18 protein-coding genes are annotated in these 13,333 nt (G+C 66.4%); 11 read left to right on the top strand and 7 right to left on the bottom strand.

What is annotated here, in order from left to right:
* Positions 1–76 precede the first annotated feature (76 nt).
* From AC3ITM_RS05730 to AC3ITM_RS05705, 6 genes are read left to right on the top strand one after another with little or no spacing between them, the layout of a single operon-like run.
* On the top strand, positions 77–946 hold the full coding sequence (locus tag AC3ITM_RS05730; protein ID WP_489269047.1) for an SPFH domain-containing protein: 870 nt from the start codon (positions 77–79) through the stop codon (positions 944–946).
* Positions 947–950: 4 nt separating this feature from the next.
* Positions 951–1,130 (top strand): type II toxin-antitoxin system antitoxin, encoded by a 180-nt coding sequence (locus AC3ITM_RS05725; RefSeq protein WP_489269046.1) that lies wholly within the window; start codon positions 951–953, stop codon positions 1,128–1,130.
* Positions 1,127–1,303 (top strand): DUF4177 domain-containing protein, encoded by a 177-nt coding sequence (locus AC3ITM_RS05720; RefSeq protein ID WP_489269045.1) that lies wholly within the window; start codon positions 1,127–1,129, stop codon positions 1,301–1,303. Before AC3ITM_RS05725 ends, AC3ITM_RS05720 begins: the two co-directional genes overlap by 4 nt.
* Before the next feature lies 1 nt (position 1,304).
* Positions 1,305–1,865 (top strand): PH domain-containing protein, encoded by a 561-nt coding sequence (locus tag AC3ITM_RS05715; RefSeq protein WP_489269044.1) that lies wholly within the window; start codon positions 1,305–1,307, stop codon positions 1,863–1,865.
* Positions 1,866–1,874: 9 nt separating this feature from the next.
* Positions 1,875–2,684, top strand: a complete 810-nt coding sequence (locus tag AC3ITM_RS05710) for a M15 family metallopeptidase (RefSeq protein WP_489269043.1) — start codon at positions 1,875–1,877, stop codon at positions 2,682–2,684.
* A 26-nt stretch (positions 2,685–2,710) separates the two neighbouring features.
* Positions 2,711–3,238: a hypothetical protein gene (locus AC3ITM_RS05705; protein ID WP_489269042.1), complete on the top strand. Its 528-nt coding sequence runs from the start codon at positions 2,711–2,713 to the stop codon at positions 3,236–3,238.
* Between the two features lie 12 nt (positions 3,239–3,250).
* Here AC3ITM_RS05705 and AC3ITM_RS05700 read toward each other — a convergent pair whose 3' ends face one another.
* The 6 genes from AC3ITM_RS05700 to AC3ITM_RS05675 all read right to left on the bottom strand — a co-directional run bounded on the left by AC3ITM_RS05700 (position 3,251) and on the right by AC3ITM_RS05675 (position 7,865).
* Positions 3,251–3,925 carry a DNA-3-methyladenine glycosylase family protein gene (locus AC3ITM_RS05700; protein WP_489269041.1) on the bottom strand — a complete coding sequence of 225 codons (675 nt, stop codon included), beginning with the start codon at positions 3,923–3,925 and terminating at the stop codon, positions 3,251–3,253.
* Between the two features lies 1 nt (position 3,926).
* On the bottom strand, positions 3,927–4,298 hold the full coding sequence (locus AC3ITM_RS05695) for a DUF423 domain-containing protein (protein ID WP_489269040.1): 372 nt from the start codon (positions 4,296–4,298) through the stop codon (positions 3,927–3,929).
* Positions 4,299–4,633: 335 nt separating this feature from the next.
* A complete protein-coding gene (locus tag AC3ITM_RS05690) occupies positions 4,634–5,713 on the bottom strand; it encodes a polyketide cyclase (protein ID WP_489269039.1) in 1,080 nt (359 codons plus the stop codon).
* 56 nt (positions 5,714–5,769) lie between these two features.
* Positions 5,770–6,027: a hypothetical protein gene (locus AC3ITM_RS05685; protein WP_489269038.1), complete on the bottom strand. Its 258-nt coding sequence runs from the start codon at positions 6,025–6,027 to the stop codon at positions 5,770–5,772.
* Positions 6,027–6,668 (bottom strand): response regulator, encoded by a 642-nt coding sequence (locus AC3ITM_RS05680; protein ID WP_228886290.1) that lies wholly within the window; start codon positions 6,666–6,668, stop codon positions 6,027–6,029. The genes AC3ITM_RS05685 and AC3ITM_RS05680 overlap by 1 nt, the downstream gene beginning before the upstream one ends.
* Positions 6,669–6,680: 12 nt before the next feature.
* Entirely contained in the window at positions 6,681–7,865 is a 1,185-nt protein-coding gene (locus AC3ITM_RS05675; RefSeq protein ID WP_489269037.1) for a sensor histidine kinase, read from the bottom strand.
* A 140-nt stretch (positions 7,866–8,005) separates the two neighbouring features.
* Here AC3ITM_RS05675 and AC3ITM_RS05670 point away from each other — a divergent pair, with 140 nt between their 5' ends.
* Genes AC3ITM_RS05670 through AC3ITM_RS05650 form a run of 5 tightly spaced genes read left to right on the top strand, consistent with a single transcriptional unit; the run spans position 8,006 to position 11,044 of the window.
* A complete protein-coding gene (locus AC3ITM_RS05670) occupies positions 8,006–8,602 on the top strand; it encodes a GNAT family N-acetyltransferase (RefSeq protein WP_159496063.1) in 597 nt (198 codons plus the stop codon).
* A gap of 13 nt (positions 8,603–8,615) precedes the next feature.
* Entirely contained in the window at positions 8,616–9,398 is a 783-nt protein-coding gene (gene minC, locus AC3ITM_RS05665; protein WP_489269036.1) for a septum site-determining protein MinC, read from the top strand.
* Between the two features lie 41 nt (positions 9,399–9,439).
* Entirely contained in the window at positions 9,440–10,249 is an 810-nt protein-coding gene (gene minD / locus AC3ITM_RS05660) for a septum site-determining protein MinD (RefSeq protein ID WP_228886286.1), read from the top strand.
* A 2-nt stretch (positions 10,250–10,251) separates the two neighbouring features.
* Positions 10,252–10,512: a cell division topological specificity factor MinE gene (gene minE / locus AC3ITM_RS05655; RefSeq protein WP_228886285.1), complete on the top strand. Its 261-nt coding sequence runs from the start codon at positions 10,252–10,254 to the stop codon at positions 10,510–10,512.
* A gap of 46 nt (positions 10,513–10,558) precedes the next feature.
* Positions 10,559–11,044: a hypothetical protein gene (locus AC3ITM_RS05650; protein ID WP_489269035.1), complete on the top strand. Its 486-nt coding sequence runs from the start codon at positions 10,559–10,561 to the stop codon at positions 11,042–11,044.
* Positions 11,045–12,006: 962 nt separating this feature from the next.
* On the opposite strand, the gene AC3ITM_RS05645 is transcribed toward AC3ITM_RS05650, so the two are convergent.
* On the bottom strand, positions 12,007–13,251 hold the full coding sequence (locus AC3ITM_RS05645) for a DUF819 family protein (RefSeq protein WP_489270033.1): 1,245 nt from the start codon (positions 13,249–13,251) through the stop codon (positions 12,007–12,009).
* Positions 13,252–13,333: the final 82 nt, after the last annotated feature.

Raw genomic sequence — 13,333 nt, 5'->3', positions numbered from 1 at the left:
CCGGGTTGCTGCGGCGCGGCTTGAATGTTGATATCACTTTGATATCTTCGCCCACAACCACCCAAGGACGCCCGCCATGAAAGAAAAGCCCCTCCGCTCCCTGTCCGGCCTGCCCTTCCTGCTGCTGGTGCTGGTCCTGCTCGGGCTGGCGGCCTGGCTGTTCTTCGCCGGGGCCAGGGCCCTCCCCGCCTCCCCGCCGATGATGCTGGGCGGCGTGGCCCTGGCCGTGCTGGCCCTGCTCAGCCTGACCGGCCTGTACACCGTGCAGCCCAACCAGGTGGCCGTACTCAGCCTGTTCGGCAAGTACATGGGCACGGTCAAGGACAACGGCCTGCGCTGGAACAACCCGTTCTTCGCCAAGAAGACGGTCAGCCAGCGCGTGCGCAACTTCGAAAGCGGCAAGCTCAAGGTCAACGAACTGGACGGCAGCCCGATCGAGATCGCCGCGGTGATCGTCTGGCAGGTGGTGGACGCCTCCGAGGCGGTCTACAACGTGGACGACTACGAGAGCTTCGTGCACATCCAGTCCGAATCGGCGCTGCGTGCGATGGCCACCAGCTACCCCTACGACCAGCACGAGGACGGCCAGCTGTCGCTGCGCAGCCACGCCGCCGAAATCTCCCAGCACCTCAAGGACGAACTGGCCGAGCGCCTGGCCGATGCCGGTGTGCAGGTGATCGACGCGCGCATCAGCCACCTGGCCTATGCGCCGGAAATCGCCCAGGCGATGCTGCAGCGCCAGCAGGCCAATGCGGTGATCGCCGCGCGCACGCGGATCGTGGCCGGTGCGGTCGGGATGGTCGAAATGGCCCTGACCGAACTGCAGAAGAACGGCGTGGTGCAGCTGGACGAGGAGCGCAAGGCGCAGATGGTCAGCAACCTGCTCACCGTATTGTGCTCGGACCGCGGCACCCAGCCGGTGATCAACGCAGGCTCGTTGTACTGATCCCATGAGCGAGAAGAAAGCCTACCCGCTGCGCATCAACGCGCAGATCCTCGCGGCCGTGCAGCGCTGGGCCGACGACGAGCTGCGCAGCGGCAACGCGCAGATCGAGTATCTGCTGCGCGATGCGCTGCGCAAGGCCGGGCGCCTGCCCAAAGCCCCCCCAGGCAAGGAGAGCAAGCAATGAGCAAACGCTGGAGCTATCCGACCGTCGAGGTGAAGCCGTCCTGGACGGGGTTGAAGCCCGAAGACATGCAGACCGAACTCGATCGCCATGGCCAGCTCGGCTGGGAATTGGTGAACGTGCTGCAGACCCGGCCGATGGGCGTGGCAGTGCTGATCTTCAAGAAGGAGGCCTGAGATGGCCGTAGCAACCGCTGTCGAGCGCGACTTCGCGGTAGCCCCCGCCTCGATCTGGCGCCTGCTGTGGCTGTGGCTGTGGGTGCCGATGCTGGGCTGTGCGGCGCTGGTGGTGGCCACCACCCTGCAGTCGTCGCAGCGCACCGCGTACGAACTGGGCTTCACCCTGCCCTTCCTGCTGCTGGTCACGGCGGTGGTGAGCTGGGCCTACTTCCGCCGCCGCATCCGCCTGCAGGGCAACACGCTGGAGGTGGTGTCCACTTTCTACCGCAAACAGGTCGCGCTGGACGCCCTGCAGCTGGAGCAGGCGCGGGTGGTGGACCTGGCCGAACACGGCAGCCTCAAGCCGCTGGTCAAGACCAACGGCTATGCCGTGCCGGGCTTCCAGTCCGGGCATTTCCGCATGCGCGACCGGCGCAAGGCGTTCTGCCTGGTCACCGACCCCAGCCGGGTGCTGTACCTGCCGCTGCGCGACGGCAGCGCGCTGGTGATCAGCCCGGAACAGCCGCGCCAGCTGCTGGAGGCGCTGCAGGCGCTGGCCGCGTCCGGCCACAGCCACTAAGCTGCACCGATGCGCCGCGCCCCTGCCCTGTTGATCAACACCGCCGACATCGAGCTGTGGCCCGGCGGCCTGCTGCGTGCGCGCAGCAACGCCGACGCCCGTGCGCTCGCCCGGGCGCAATGGGTACTGCGGCGCAAGCGCGATGGGCGCTACCTGGCCGTGGCCACGGTCCACGACCTGCTGCCGCTGGTGCCGCGGCTGATGCGCGAGGACGGCATCGCAGCGGCGCTGGACGCGCTGGACCAGCAGACCACCGCGCACGGCCGTGGCGTGCCGGCCGAGGCCCTGCTGCCGCTCAGCGGCCTGCAGCAACGGTTGTTGCAGCTGGGTATCGATGCAGAGGCCTATGCAGGCGCGACCGGCCTGGCGCTGGAAGCAGAACCGGCGCAACTGCAGCTGGCCGGCTTCGACCGCTACCGCCGCCCGCTGTGGCTGCGCGCCGGCGCCGCCCGCGGCTGGCAGCGCCTGCGGCTGGCCGCCGCCGCCGACGGAGTGGCGCTGGATGCGATCTCCGGCTACCGCAGCCATGCCTACCAGCTGGGTATTTTCGAGCGCAAGCGCGCGCGTGGACTGGCCGTTGCCGACATCCTCACGGTCAATGCCGCGCCCGGCTACAGCGAACACCACAGCGGCTTTGCACTGGATATCGGCACGCCCGGCCAGCCACCGGCCGAAGAGAGCTTTGAGCACACCGCGGCGTTTGCGTGGCTGCAAGGCCATGCAGCGCGGCTCGGTTTCCAGTTGAGCTACCCTCGCGGCAACCCGCACGGCATCGTCTACGAACCCTGGCACTGGTGCTGGCAGCCCGCCGGCGACTGAGCCACTACCCAACAGGATCCACAATCATGGAAGATTCCAGTCCCTACCACGCCAGCAGCGCACCGGTCGCACCGTCCCCTGCCGAGCGGGTCAAGCTGCCCGCGGAGATTACCCGTCCGATCACGATCATGTGGATCTCGGCACTGGTTCTGGCAGCCATTTCACTGGCGAGCATGCTATTTACGCTGTTGCCGCTGCTGAAAAATCACAACCCATACGCGCCGTCGCTGCCAAGGATGGTGTTGGCCGCCGGACTGCTGCTGGACGTCGTCCTGTATCTAGGCGGCGCCTGGGGCGTACGCAGGCGCAGTCGGGCAGTGGCCTGCCTGCTGTTCGGTTACTACCTGCTCGGCCAGACGCTGATGCTCGTCACCGGCCAGCGCCCGGTGTCTGCCGGACTGTTCATGACGATCATCATGGTGTTCGTGATGATTCGGGGCACCATGGAAACATTCAGCGCCCACCGTTACATCGCACGGGCGCTGCATCAGCCGGCGCGCCCCCGACTGAGCGATGATCCAGCATTCGCACCGAAGCCGCCGGCGGCGGAGTGAGCTACATACCGTTCACTCCTGCGAGCGGTTGGTCTTCTCTTTGGCCGCCACGCTGAAATCGGCGATCCGCCACAGGTACAGGCTGGCATAGGTGCGGTAAGGGCCCCATTTCTCGCCGCGTGCCTGCAGTTCCTTCGGAGTGGGCATGACCTCGGCCTTGTCCACGCGCTGGGCGCCCTTGCGGATGCCCAGGTCGTCGATCGGCAGGATGTCCGGGCGGCCCAGGCGGAACATCAGCATCATTTCCACGGTCCAGCGGCCGATGCCGCGGATCGGCACCAGCGCGTCGATGATGGCGTCGTGCTCCATCACCGACATCCGGCGCAGGTCGGGGATCTCACCGGCCGCCTCGCGCCGGGCCAGGTCGCGCAGGGCCAGGGCCTTGTTGCCCGATACCCCGCAGCTGCGCAGCGTGGCATCGTCGATGCGGCCCAGGGTATCGGTGTGCAGGCGGTTGCTGCCGATCGCTGCTTCGACCCGGCCGACGATGGTCGAGGCGGCCTTGCCGCTGAGTTGCTGGAACAGGATGGCGCGGGCCAGCGCGTCGACCGGGTCGAACGATTTGCTCCAGCCCGGCGGCGCCTCGATCGGGCCCAGCCGCTTCATCCAGGTGCCCAGCCGGCGGTCGCGCCGGCCCAGCCAGTCGTGCGCCTGCTGCACATCGAACCCACGGCGGAAGCGCGGCATGTCAGCGCCGCAGTGCGTTCAGGCCGTACACCAGCCAACCGGCCATCAGCGCGGTGCCGCCAACCGGGGCCAGCCCGGTGCGCAGCTGCCACAGGGCACCGGCCACCAGGCTGCCGGAAAACAGCAAGGTGCCCAACAGCAGGACATACAGCGCCAGCTTGCCGACGCGGTTGTGCTGGCCGGGGCCGAGCACGGCCAGCGCCACGCCATGGCCGAACGCGTACAGCGCGGCGGTGTTGACGTGCGACTGCGCCAGCGGATCGGCGATGCCGTGCGAAGCGTACGCCGACAGGCCGACCGCGGCGGCGGCCAGCAGCGCGCCCAGGCAGGCCAGCAGGGAAGGTTTACGTGCGCGTCGTTCCAGGTGGAGCATGGTTGCATCCTTCGCGGACAGAGCCCCGCAGGCGGAGCGGCAGAAGTTCCAGCGCGAGCGTACTGCAACTGCGGCCGGCGCGCCTCCCCTCGTACGTGATCAACGGCCATCCGCCGGTCAGTCCGGGTAGCGCCGGAGTGGGTAGTGCCGGCCGCTGGCCGGCAACCTCATGAACCTACGGGCCAGGCCGAGCGCGGCGCTTGCTGATCATGGGTTCCTGGGGAGCCGGCCAGCGGCCGGCACTACCCTCCGCGCAATCGGCGAAGAACCAAAAAAAACGCGCCGCATAAGCGGCGCGTTTTCTGGTCCTGCGTTGCATCACTGCAACCGTCGGTTTACTTGACGGCCCAGTAGATGTCGTAGGTGCCTTCCGGAGTGAACGACTTGTCCACGCCGTCCTTCCAGGACTCGTACGGACGGTCGATCACTTCGTTGCCGTTGGTCACCGACCAGGCACGCAGCGCGTTGCGGGCGATGTCCAGGCCAGCCATGTGGCCGGTGTAGGCCGCATGCGCCGAACGGTGCGGGGCGACATGCACGTACTTGACCGGGGCGCCGGCATCGATCTTCACCGCCAGGGCCTCGGCCGAAGCCGCTTCTGCACCCTTCTTCTTGACCGGCTGGGCCACGTCGAAGGCGTACTTCTCGGCACCGAAATCGGTGGTGATGATGCGGAACGGACCGGCGGCTTCGAGGTTGTTGGCCTCCATCACGCGCTTGATCCACTCCTGGTTGTCCCGGATCGACTTGGTGATGGTCTCCTGGCCGCGATCGACGTTGCCGGCGGTCACCACCAACAGGTCTTCGGCCGGGACGTCCACGATGGCCAGATCGGTCAGCGGGGCTTCGGCGGTGCGGTAGTCGATGTTCGGCACGGTGGCCAGCATGTTGGCCAGGCGCGACAGACCCAGCTTCAGGTCGTCACCGATATGACGGCTGACGTACAGGCCCGCGTAACGGCCGAACAGGTTGAAGCCGTACTTGACGCTGTAGTCCTGGGTGATCTTGACGTTGCGGCCACCCTTGCCGGTCGGCTCGAGGGTGAAGCTGGTCTTCTTGTCGTGGCCCTTGGAGACGTCGTCGATGGCGACGGCCACCAGCTTGTTCTGCTCGGACGCGGTGATCTCCCAGCTACCCTGGCCCAGGGAACTGTCCTTGGAGGTGTAGTCCAGGCGGGCACCCACACCGGAGGCCGGGCCGGACAGCTTCAGTTCAACGGCAGGATCGCGCAGTACAAGCGGGTTCCAGTCCTTGAAGCGGCGCAGGCTGTTGACCGTGTCGAACACGATCGTCATCTTGCGGTTGGTCTCGATGCTTTCAGAAATATGGCGCTCGCCCGGCAGACATACGCCAATGATGACGAACAGGCCAGCCACGATCCCCAAGGCGATCAGGAACTCGATAATACGGGTCATTCAGGAGTCTCCGGGGCCGATCCCACGGCCGGGTTGATTGAAGCGAAGCGCCAATCCTAGCAGGCTTCGCGGGTATTGTTGATCAGGATTGGCGCACCGGTTTCCATGCCAGCAGCGGTTTTGCATAGACAAGGAGCGGAAAGATAGCGCATCACGCGTGTCAGCACGTAGCGGATGGGCAATATTTCTTTGCCGGATTCGGCCGCCGCGCCCTGCCTGCGCCGCACAACCCTTGCCGCACAAGGGTTCCGGCCATTATTCAGGATTCTCATCCGGACCACCGGCACGGCCTGCCCAGTGGCCTGGATGCGCATCACACCAGCTGCAGCTCGAACGCCTTCAACACCGCGCGGGTGCGGTCGCGCACGCCGAGCTTGGACAGGATGTTGGACACGTGGTTCTTGATCGTGCCCTCGGCCACGCCCAGCGAGTTGGCGATCTCCTTGTTGGAGAAGCCGCTGGCCATCAGGCGCAGGATTTCGGTCTCCCGGTCGGTCAGCGGGTCGGGCCGGTCCAGGCTGACGAACTCGTTGCGCATGTGCTCCAGCCCGGACAGCAGCCGCTGGGTCACCGCCGGCTGCACCAGCGAGCCGCCGTCGGCCACGGTGCGGATAGCGCCCACCAGCTGGTCCAGGGTCACGTCCTTGAGCAGGTAGCCCTTGGCGCCGGCCTTGAGCCCGGCCAGCACCAGCTGGTCGTCGTCGAAGGTGGTCAGGATGATGGTCGGCGGCAGCTGGCCCAGCCGCGACAGCATCTGCAGCGCCTCCAGCCCGGACATCACCGGCATGCGCATGTCCATCAGCACCACGTCCGGGCGGATCTGCGGGACCAGCTCCACTGCCTGGCGCCCATCGGCCGCTTCGGCCACCACTTCGATGCCATCATCGAGTGCCAGCAGCGAGCGGATTCCCTGCCGCACCAGGGTTTGGTCGTCGACCAGGCAGACGCGAATCATCAACGCACTCCTTTAGAGGGTGTCCAGCATCAGCACTGGCACGCCGGGAACCGAGGCGCGAAGGCGGAAGCCTTCTCCCCGGCGGGTTTCAATCTGCAACTGCCCACCACACTGGTACAGGCGCTCGCGCATGCCGCGCAGGCCGTTGCCGACCACGATACCGTCGGCGCCCATCCCGTCATCATGCGCCATGATCACCACTTCGCCCGGCGCCTGGCGCCGCACCTGGATCCACAGGTTGCGGGCGTTGGCGTGGCGCACCGCGTTGGTGATGATTTCCTGGGTGCAGCGCAGCAGCACATGGGCGCGCTCGGGGTCTTCCACGTTCAGCGGCTCTTCGATGTCCAGGTGGATATCCAGCGAGGGCACCTGCTCGGTCAGCGGGCGCAGCGCGGCGGCCAGGTCGATGGCGCCGCTGTCGCGCAGCTGGCTGACCGCCTCGCGCACGTCGGTAAGCAGCAGCTTGGCCAGGGTATGGGCCTGGTGCACGTGCTCCTGGGCCTGGCCCTCGGTGAGGTGGCCGGCCACCTCCAGGTTCAGGCTCAACGCGGTCAGGTGGTGGCCGAGCAGGTCGTGCAGCTCGCGCGAGATGCGGGTGCGCTCGTTGACCCGGGCGCTTTCGGCCAGCAGCACGCGGGTGGCGCGCAGTTCGGTGTTGAGCCGGCGCTGCTCTTCGCGCGCGTCGGTCTGCTGGCGGGCGACCAGGCTGGTCACGAAGATGAACATGGAGAAGCCGCCATACAACAGCGACTGCATCACCGCCTCGAACAGCGGCATGTTCAGGATCAGGTGGTAGACCGGCAGCACCGCCAGCTGGCTGAGCAACAGCCAGATCACCCCGCCGCGTACCTGCAGCATCCAGGGGATGACCCCGGCGGCGACCATCATCAGGATGCTGCCCAGGCCCGAGCCGCTCAGGTAGCTCACGCCCAGCGCCGAGGTGGTCAGCAGCAGCAGCACCACCCGGTCGTACCAGGCCGAATGGCCGCCATTGCGCAGGCCGCGGGTCAGCCAGAAGTAGCAGGCGCCGAACGCCAGATAGGCGGTGAACAGCCAGACCGCCCAGCTGTCCACGCCGTCGCCGCGGTGCCGCAGCAGCGATTCGTACTGCGAATACACCACGGGCAGGCCGACCATGACCCAGGTGAACAGGCCGGCCAGTCGCAGCACCCGGGTTTGACTGAGGTATCCCAACATGGGTGCATCTTAGGCTGAACCTGCGCCCCTGCACCCGGGCATAAGTCATGGCCCCCGGCTCCCCCCCCTGCCCGCCACCCATGCAATAATCGGACGCAGGGCCCCAAGGTGGGCCAACCGCGTTACCCCACGGAGTCACAATGTCGATTGTCATCCGCGACGTGCGCGAGCACGAGCTCGATTCCGTCCTGGCCCTGAACAACAACGCCGGCCTGGCCATCCTGCCACTGGATGCCGCCCGCCTGCGCCTGTTCTATGAAACCGCCGAGTATTTCCGCGTCGCCGAGCGCGACGGCAACCTGGCCGGCTTTTTGATCGGCTTCGGCAGCGATAGCCAGCACGACAGCAGCAACTTCGCCTGGTTCCAGCAGCAGCTGGACAGCAAATTCTTCTACATCGACCGCATCGTGGTCGCCAGCCGCCGTCGTGGCGGCGGCGTCGGCCGTGCGTTCTATGCCGATGCGCAAAGCTATGCCGAACTGCGCTACCCGCAGATGACCTGCGAGGTGTTCCTGGACCATGGCGCCGATGCGGCGCTGCTGTTCCATGGCAGCTTCGGCTTCCGCGAGGTCGGGCAGAACACCATGGCCCACGTCGACGTGCGCGCCAGCATGCTGCTCAAGGACCTGTGCAGTTACCAGTGGGTGCACGACACCTACGGCGACCAGTTGCCGGATGTGCCCTGGGTGGGCCATCGCCGCGAGCCACTGCGCGCGCATCGACCGACGGGGACCTGAGGTGGCGGCAAACATGGATTTTGAACAGGCCGGTGAACTGAAGATCGGCCAGGTCGGTATCGCCAACCTGCGCATCCGCACGCTGGACGTGGAGCGCCTGACCCGGGAAATGCACGACCGCGTGGCACGCGCGCCCAAGCTGTTCGGGCGGGCGGCGGTGATCCTGGATTTCGGCGGGCTCAGCCAGATGCCCGATGCGGCCACCGCCCAGGCGCTGCTGGACGGCCTGCGCAGTGCCGGCGTACTGCCGGTGGCGCTGGCCTATGGCACCACCGAAACCGAACGGCTGTCCCAGCAGCTCGGCCTGCCGCTGCTGGCCAAGTTCCGCGCCCAGTACGAGCGCGCCGACCTGGAAGCGGCGGCAGCGCCGCCACCGGCACCCTCCCCGGCGCCGGAACCGGCACGGCGCCCCCGCGCTGCCGCGCCGGCAGCGGCAGCGGTGCCGGCCACTGCGGCTGCGGCGCCCGCGCCGGGCCGCATGCAGACCAGCAACGTGCGCTCGGGGCAGCAGCTCTACGCGGAAAACTGCGATCTGACGGTGATGGCCACGGTCGGTGCCGGCGCCGAAGTGATCGCCGATGGCAGCATCCACATTTACGGTACGCTGCGGGGCCGCGCCCTGGCAGGTGCCCAAGGCAACACCACGGCGCGGATCTTCTGCCGTGATTTCCATGCTGAACTGGTCGCCATTGCCGGCCATTACAAGGTACTGGACGATGTTCCGGACAACCTGCGCGGCAAAGCCGTGCAGGTGTGGCTGGAGCAGGACCAGATCAAGATCGCGGCGCTGGACTGATCCAGCACCAGCACCCAAACAAGAAAATCAGGAGAAGTCCTTTGGCTGAAATCATCGTAGTCACTTCCGGCAAGGGCGGCGTCGGCAAGACCACCAGCAGCGCCAGCCTGGCCTGCGGGTTGGCGCGTCGTGGCAAGAAGGTCGCCGTGATCGACTTCGACGTCGGCCTGCGCAACCTGGACCTGATCATGGGCTGCGAGCGGCGCGTGGTGTACGACTTCGTCAATGTCGTGCACGGCGAGGCCACGCTCAAGCAGTCGCTGATCAAGGACAAGCGTTTCGACAATCTGTACGTGCTGGCCGCCTCGCAGACCCGCGACAAGGACGCACTGACCCAGGAGGGCGTGCGCAAGGTGCTGGACGACCTGGCGGCGGACGGTTTCGAGTACATCATCTGCGATTCGCCGGCCGGCATCGAAAAGGGTGCGTTCCTGGCGATGTACTACGCCGACCGCGCGGTGGTGGTGGTCAATCCGGAAGTGTCCTCGGTACGCGATTCGGACCGGATCATCGGCCTGCTGGATTCCAAGACGCACAAGGCCGAGTCGGGCAAGAACGTGCCCGCCTTCCTGCTGCTGACCCGCTACAGCCCGGTCCGGGTGGAAAGCGGCGAGATGCTGAGCATCACCGATGTGGAAGAGGTGCTGGGCCTGAAGGCCATTGGCGTGGTGCCCGAGTCGGGCGACGTGCTCAATGCGTCCAACAAGGGTGAACCGGTGATCCTGGACCCCGAATCGGCGGCGGGCCAGGCATACGAAGATGCGGTTGGCCGCATCCTTGGCGAAGAGCGTCCGATGCGCTTCACCACCGTGGAGAAGAAAGGCTTCTTCAGCAAGCTGTTCGGAGGGTAAGCATGGGACTGTTCGATTTCCTGAACCGAAAGAAGACCACTGCCGAAACGGCCAAGAACCGCCTGCAGATCATCATCGCGCAGGAACGCAGCCACCGCGGTGGGCCGGATTACCTGCCGCTGCTGCAGCGCGAATTGCTGGAAGTGATCAAGAAGTACGTCAACATCGATGCCGATGCGGTGCGGGTGGACCTGGTCAAGGACGGCGAGCACGATGTGCTCGATATTTCCGTCGCGTTGCCCGAAGGCCCGCAGCAGCCCTGAGCCATGTCGCCCCTTCCGGCGCGGAAGGGGCGGTTGAAGTGATGCCATGAACACCGAGGTTGCAACAGCCGATGGCCGGGTGACCTGCGTCGGCGATATCCAGTTCGAGGATGCCCTGGCCCTGCTGGCGGCGCATGATCTGCGCCTGCACCGGGTGGACGATGCTGCGCCGATTCCGGGCAGTTACTGGGGCGAACCGGAGGCGGGGATCATCGGCAGCGATGTGTACGTGCGCGACGACACGCCGGTGCATTCGATGCTGCACGAGGCCTGCCACCTGATCGTGCTGCCGCCGGAGCGGCGTGCGCTGGTGCACACCGACGCAACCGATTCGGTCCCCGAAGAAGACGCCACCTGCTACCTGCAGATCGTGCTGGCCGGGCAGTTGCCGGGCGTGGGCAGTGATCGGTTGATGGCCGACATGGATACGTGGGGGTATACGTATCGGCTGGGGTCGACGCGGGCGTGGTTTGAGCAGGATGCCGAAGATGCCAAAGCCTGGTTGATCGAACGCGGACTTCTTGGCGCGTAAAGCCGCGCGCGGTCAATGGCGATGGGCGATTGGTAGGGTCGGTCCCCAGACGACTGCCGATACCAATGATCGGCACGGTGACGCATTGCGCCTCGCCGAAGAAGCGCTGTTGATCGTGGCCATGCGCCACCAAACGTTGCACCATCGGCAGCGTTGGGTCTGCGCGTAGAGCGTCAGCTGCCTTGGTCCCACGTGTGGGCGAGGGAGGGGTAGGCCCTGGCCGGACACGCGTGAACCCGTCCATGGGGCTTATCGCAACATCCATGCTGCTCAAAGTCCGGCCAGGGCCTACCCCTCCCTCGCCCTGCCGACATTTTCCTCGACGGATAGAGGATCAAGAGCCCGTAAAAGCCGGTCCGCACCCCTGCTCGCATTGAATGATGATCTGCGGTTGGCGGTTGGCGATTGGTAGGGTCGGTCCCCAGACGACTGCCGATACCAATGATCGGCACGGTGACGCATTGCGCATCGCCGAAGAAGCGCTGTTGATCGTGGCCATGCGCCACCAAACGTTGCACCATCGGCAGCGTTGGGTCTGCGCGTAGAGCGCCAGCTGCCTTGATCCCACGTGTGGGCGAGGAAGGGCTAGGCCCTGGCCGGACACGCGTGAACCCATCCATGGGGCTTATCGCAGCATCCATGCTGCTCAAAGTCCGGCCAGGGCCTCCCCCTCCCTCGCCCTGCCGACATTTTCCTCAACGGATGGAAAATCAAGAGCGCCTGGAACCCGCCGCTGTGCGCCGGTAAAGATGACCCTGCACCCATCGCGGACTGCCGTTGATTTCCTTTCCGCCAACGCTGAACCGTCCGGGGCGCGGGGTGGGAGGGGGTAGCGGGGCTTTGAGCAGCATGGATGCTGCGATAAGCCCCATGGATGGGTTCACGTGTGCCCCGCTACCCCCTCCCACCCCGCGCCCCTGCGCGCAGAGAACTAAACAGCCAGCGCTTTTGCCCGCGAGACGTCAGGCCCCGGCCATGGCCCGCAACGTGATGCCGACGATGTAGGCCAAATACGTGCCGGTCGCATACCCCATCGTGCCCAGCAGCACCCCGACCGGGGCCAATGACGGGTGGAACGCCGCAGCCACCACCGGTGCCGAGGCCGGGCCGCCGATGTTGGACTGCGACCCGATCGCGAAATAGAAGAACGGCACCTTCAACACCATCGCCAATGCCAGCAACAGGCCGATGTGCACCGCGATCCAGATGATGCCCAGCAGGAACAGCCACGGACGGTCCAGCAGCGCCAGCAGGTCCATCTGCATGCCGATGCAGGCGATCAGGAAATACAGCAACAGCGAGCCCAGTTTCGACGCCCCCGCCCCTTCCAGGTTGCGTGCGCGGGTAAAGCTCAGGCCCAGGCCACAGGTGGTGGAAATCACCACTACCCACACGAACGGCGCATCCAGGCTGAACTGCGCCGCCCAGCTCACATGGCCCTTGAACCACGCCGAGACCGGCCCGGCAATCGCATGCGCCAGGCCCACCGTGCCGAAGGCCACCGCCACGATCAGCATCAGGTCGGTCAGGCTGGCCACCCGCTCATGCTCGCTGCGGAACTTCTCGATGCGCAGCTTCAGTTCATCGATCCCCGACGTATCGGCCCCGCTGCGCGCATCGATCTTCGCCGACTGCCCGGCCAGGAAGATCAGCGCAGCCATCCACACATAGCCCACGCCCACGTCGATCACCGCGAACTGGCCGAACGTGGTCGCGTTGACGTCGAACACCTCGCGCATCGCCAGCATGTTGGCGCCACCGCCGATCCAGCTGCCGGCCAGCGCGGCCATGCCCGCCCAGGTATCGCCGGCCACGGTGGCCGGGTGCAGCCACTTCATCAGCTGGAACGCCACCACCGCGCCCAGCATGATGCTGAAGGACGCGCCCAGGTACATCACGATCAGCTTCGGCCCCAGCCGCAGGATGCCCTTGATGTCCACTGCCAGGGTGAGCAGCACCAGCGCGGCCGGCAGCAGGATGTCGCGCGCCACCGGGTTGTACAGGCGCGTGTTCTGCCCGTCGATCAGCCCGACCGTGTTGTAGATGCCCGGGATCAGGTAGCACAGCAACAGCGCCGGCACGATGGCGTAGAAGCGTTTCCACGGGCCCTGCTGGCGCGAGGCGGTCCAGAACACCGCACCGAGGGTGGCGGCGATCAGGCCGAAGACGACGATGTCGTTCTGGATCAGGGGTGCTTTCACGGGTATGGAATGCCTGCGTAGTGCCGGCCGCTGGCCGGCAACCTCATGGATGTGGGACACGCGTTACAACCGCCAGCCACGCGCCGGC

Source organism: Stenotrophomonas sp. KH_029 (assembly GCF_057839765.1).
Note: the sequence above shows the minus strand (reverse complement) of the source record. Positions and strands in the feature narration are given on the sequence as shown.

Excerpts from the sequence above, each read along its gene's own strand:
- AC3ITM_RS05730 (WP_489269047.1), top strand. The coding sequence starts at position 77 with ATGAAAGAAAAGCCCCTCCGCTCCCTGTCCGGCCTGCCCTTCCTGCTG.
- AC3ITM_RS05725 (WP_489269046.1), top strand. The coding sequence starts at position 951 with ATGAGCGAGAAGAAAGCCTACCCGCTGCGCATCAACGCGCAGATCCTC.
- AC3ITM_RS05720 (WP_489269045.1), top strand. The coding sequence starts at position 1,127 with ATGAGCAAACGCTGGAGCTATCCGACCGTCGAGGTGAAGCCGTCCTGG.
- AC3ITM_RS05715 (WP_489269044.1), top strand. The coding sequence starts at position 1,305 with ATGGCCGTAGCAACCGCTGTCGAGCGCGACTTCGCGGTAGCCCCCGCC.
- AC3ITM_RS05710 (WP_489269043.1), top strand. The coding sequence starts at position 1,875 with ATGCGCCGCGCCCCTGCCCTGTTGATCAACACCGCCGACATCGAGCTG.
- AC3ITM_RS05705 (WP_489269042.1), top strand. The coding sequence starts at position 2,711 with ATGGAAGATTCCAGTCCCTACCACGCCAGCAGCGCACCGGTCGCACCG.
- AC3ITM_RS05700 (WP_489269041.1), bottom strand. The coding sequence starts at position 3,925 with ATGCCGCGCTTCCGCCGTGGGTTCGATGTGCAGCAGGCGCACGACTGG.
- AC3ITM_RS05695 (WP_489269040.1), bottom strand. The coding sequence starts at position 4,298 with ATGCTCCACCTGGAACGACGCGCACGTAAACCTTCCCTGCTGGCCTGC.
- AC3ITM_RS05690 (WP_489269039.1), bottom strand. The coding sequence starts at position 5,713 with ATGACCCGTATTATCGAGTTCCTGATCGCCTTGGGGATCGTGGCTGGC.
- AC3ITM_RS05685 (WP_489269038.1), bottom strand. The coding sequence starts at position 6,027 with ATGCGCATCCAGGCCACTGGGCAGGCCGTGCCGGTGGTCCGGATGAGA.
- AC3ITM_RS05680 (WP_228886290.1), bottom strand. The coding sequence starts at position 6,668 with ATGATTCGCGTCTGCCTGGTCGACGACCAAACCCTGGTGCGGCAGGGA.
- AC3ITM_RS05675 (WP_489269037.1), bottom strand. The coding sequence starts at position 7,865 with ATGTTGGGATACCTCAGTCAAACCCGGGTGCTGCGACTGGCCGGCCTG.
- AC3ITM_RS05670 (WP_159496063.1), top strand. The coding sequence starts at position 8,006 with ATGTCGATTGTCATCCGCGACGTGCGCGAGCACGAGCTCGATTCCGTC.
- minC (WP_489269036.1), top strand. The coding sequence starts at position 8,616 with ATGGATTTTGAACAGGCCGGTGAACTGAAGATCGGCCAGGTCGGTATC.
- minE (WP_228886285.1), top strand. The coding sequence starts at position 10,252 with ATGGGACTGTTCGATTTCCTGAACCGAAAGAAGACCACTGCCGAAACG.
- AC3ITM_RS05650 (WP_489269035.1), top strand. The coding sequence starts at position 10,559 with ATGAACACCGAGGTTGCAACAGCCGATGGCCGGGTGACCTGCGTCGGC.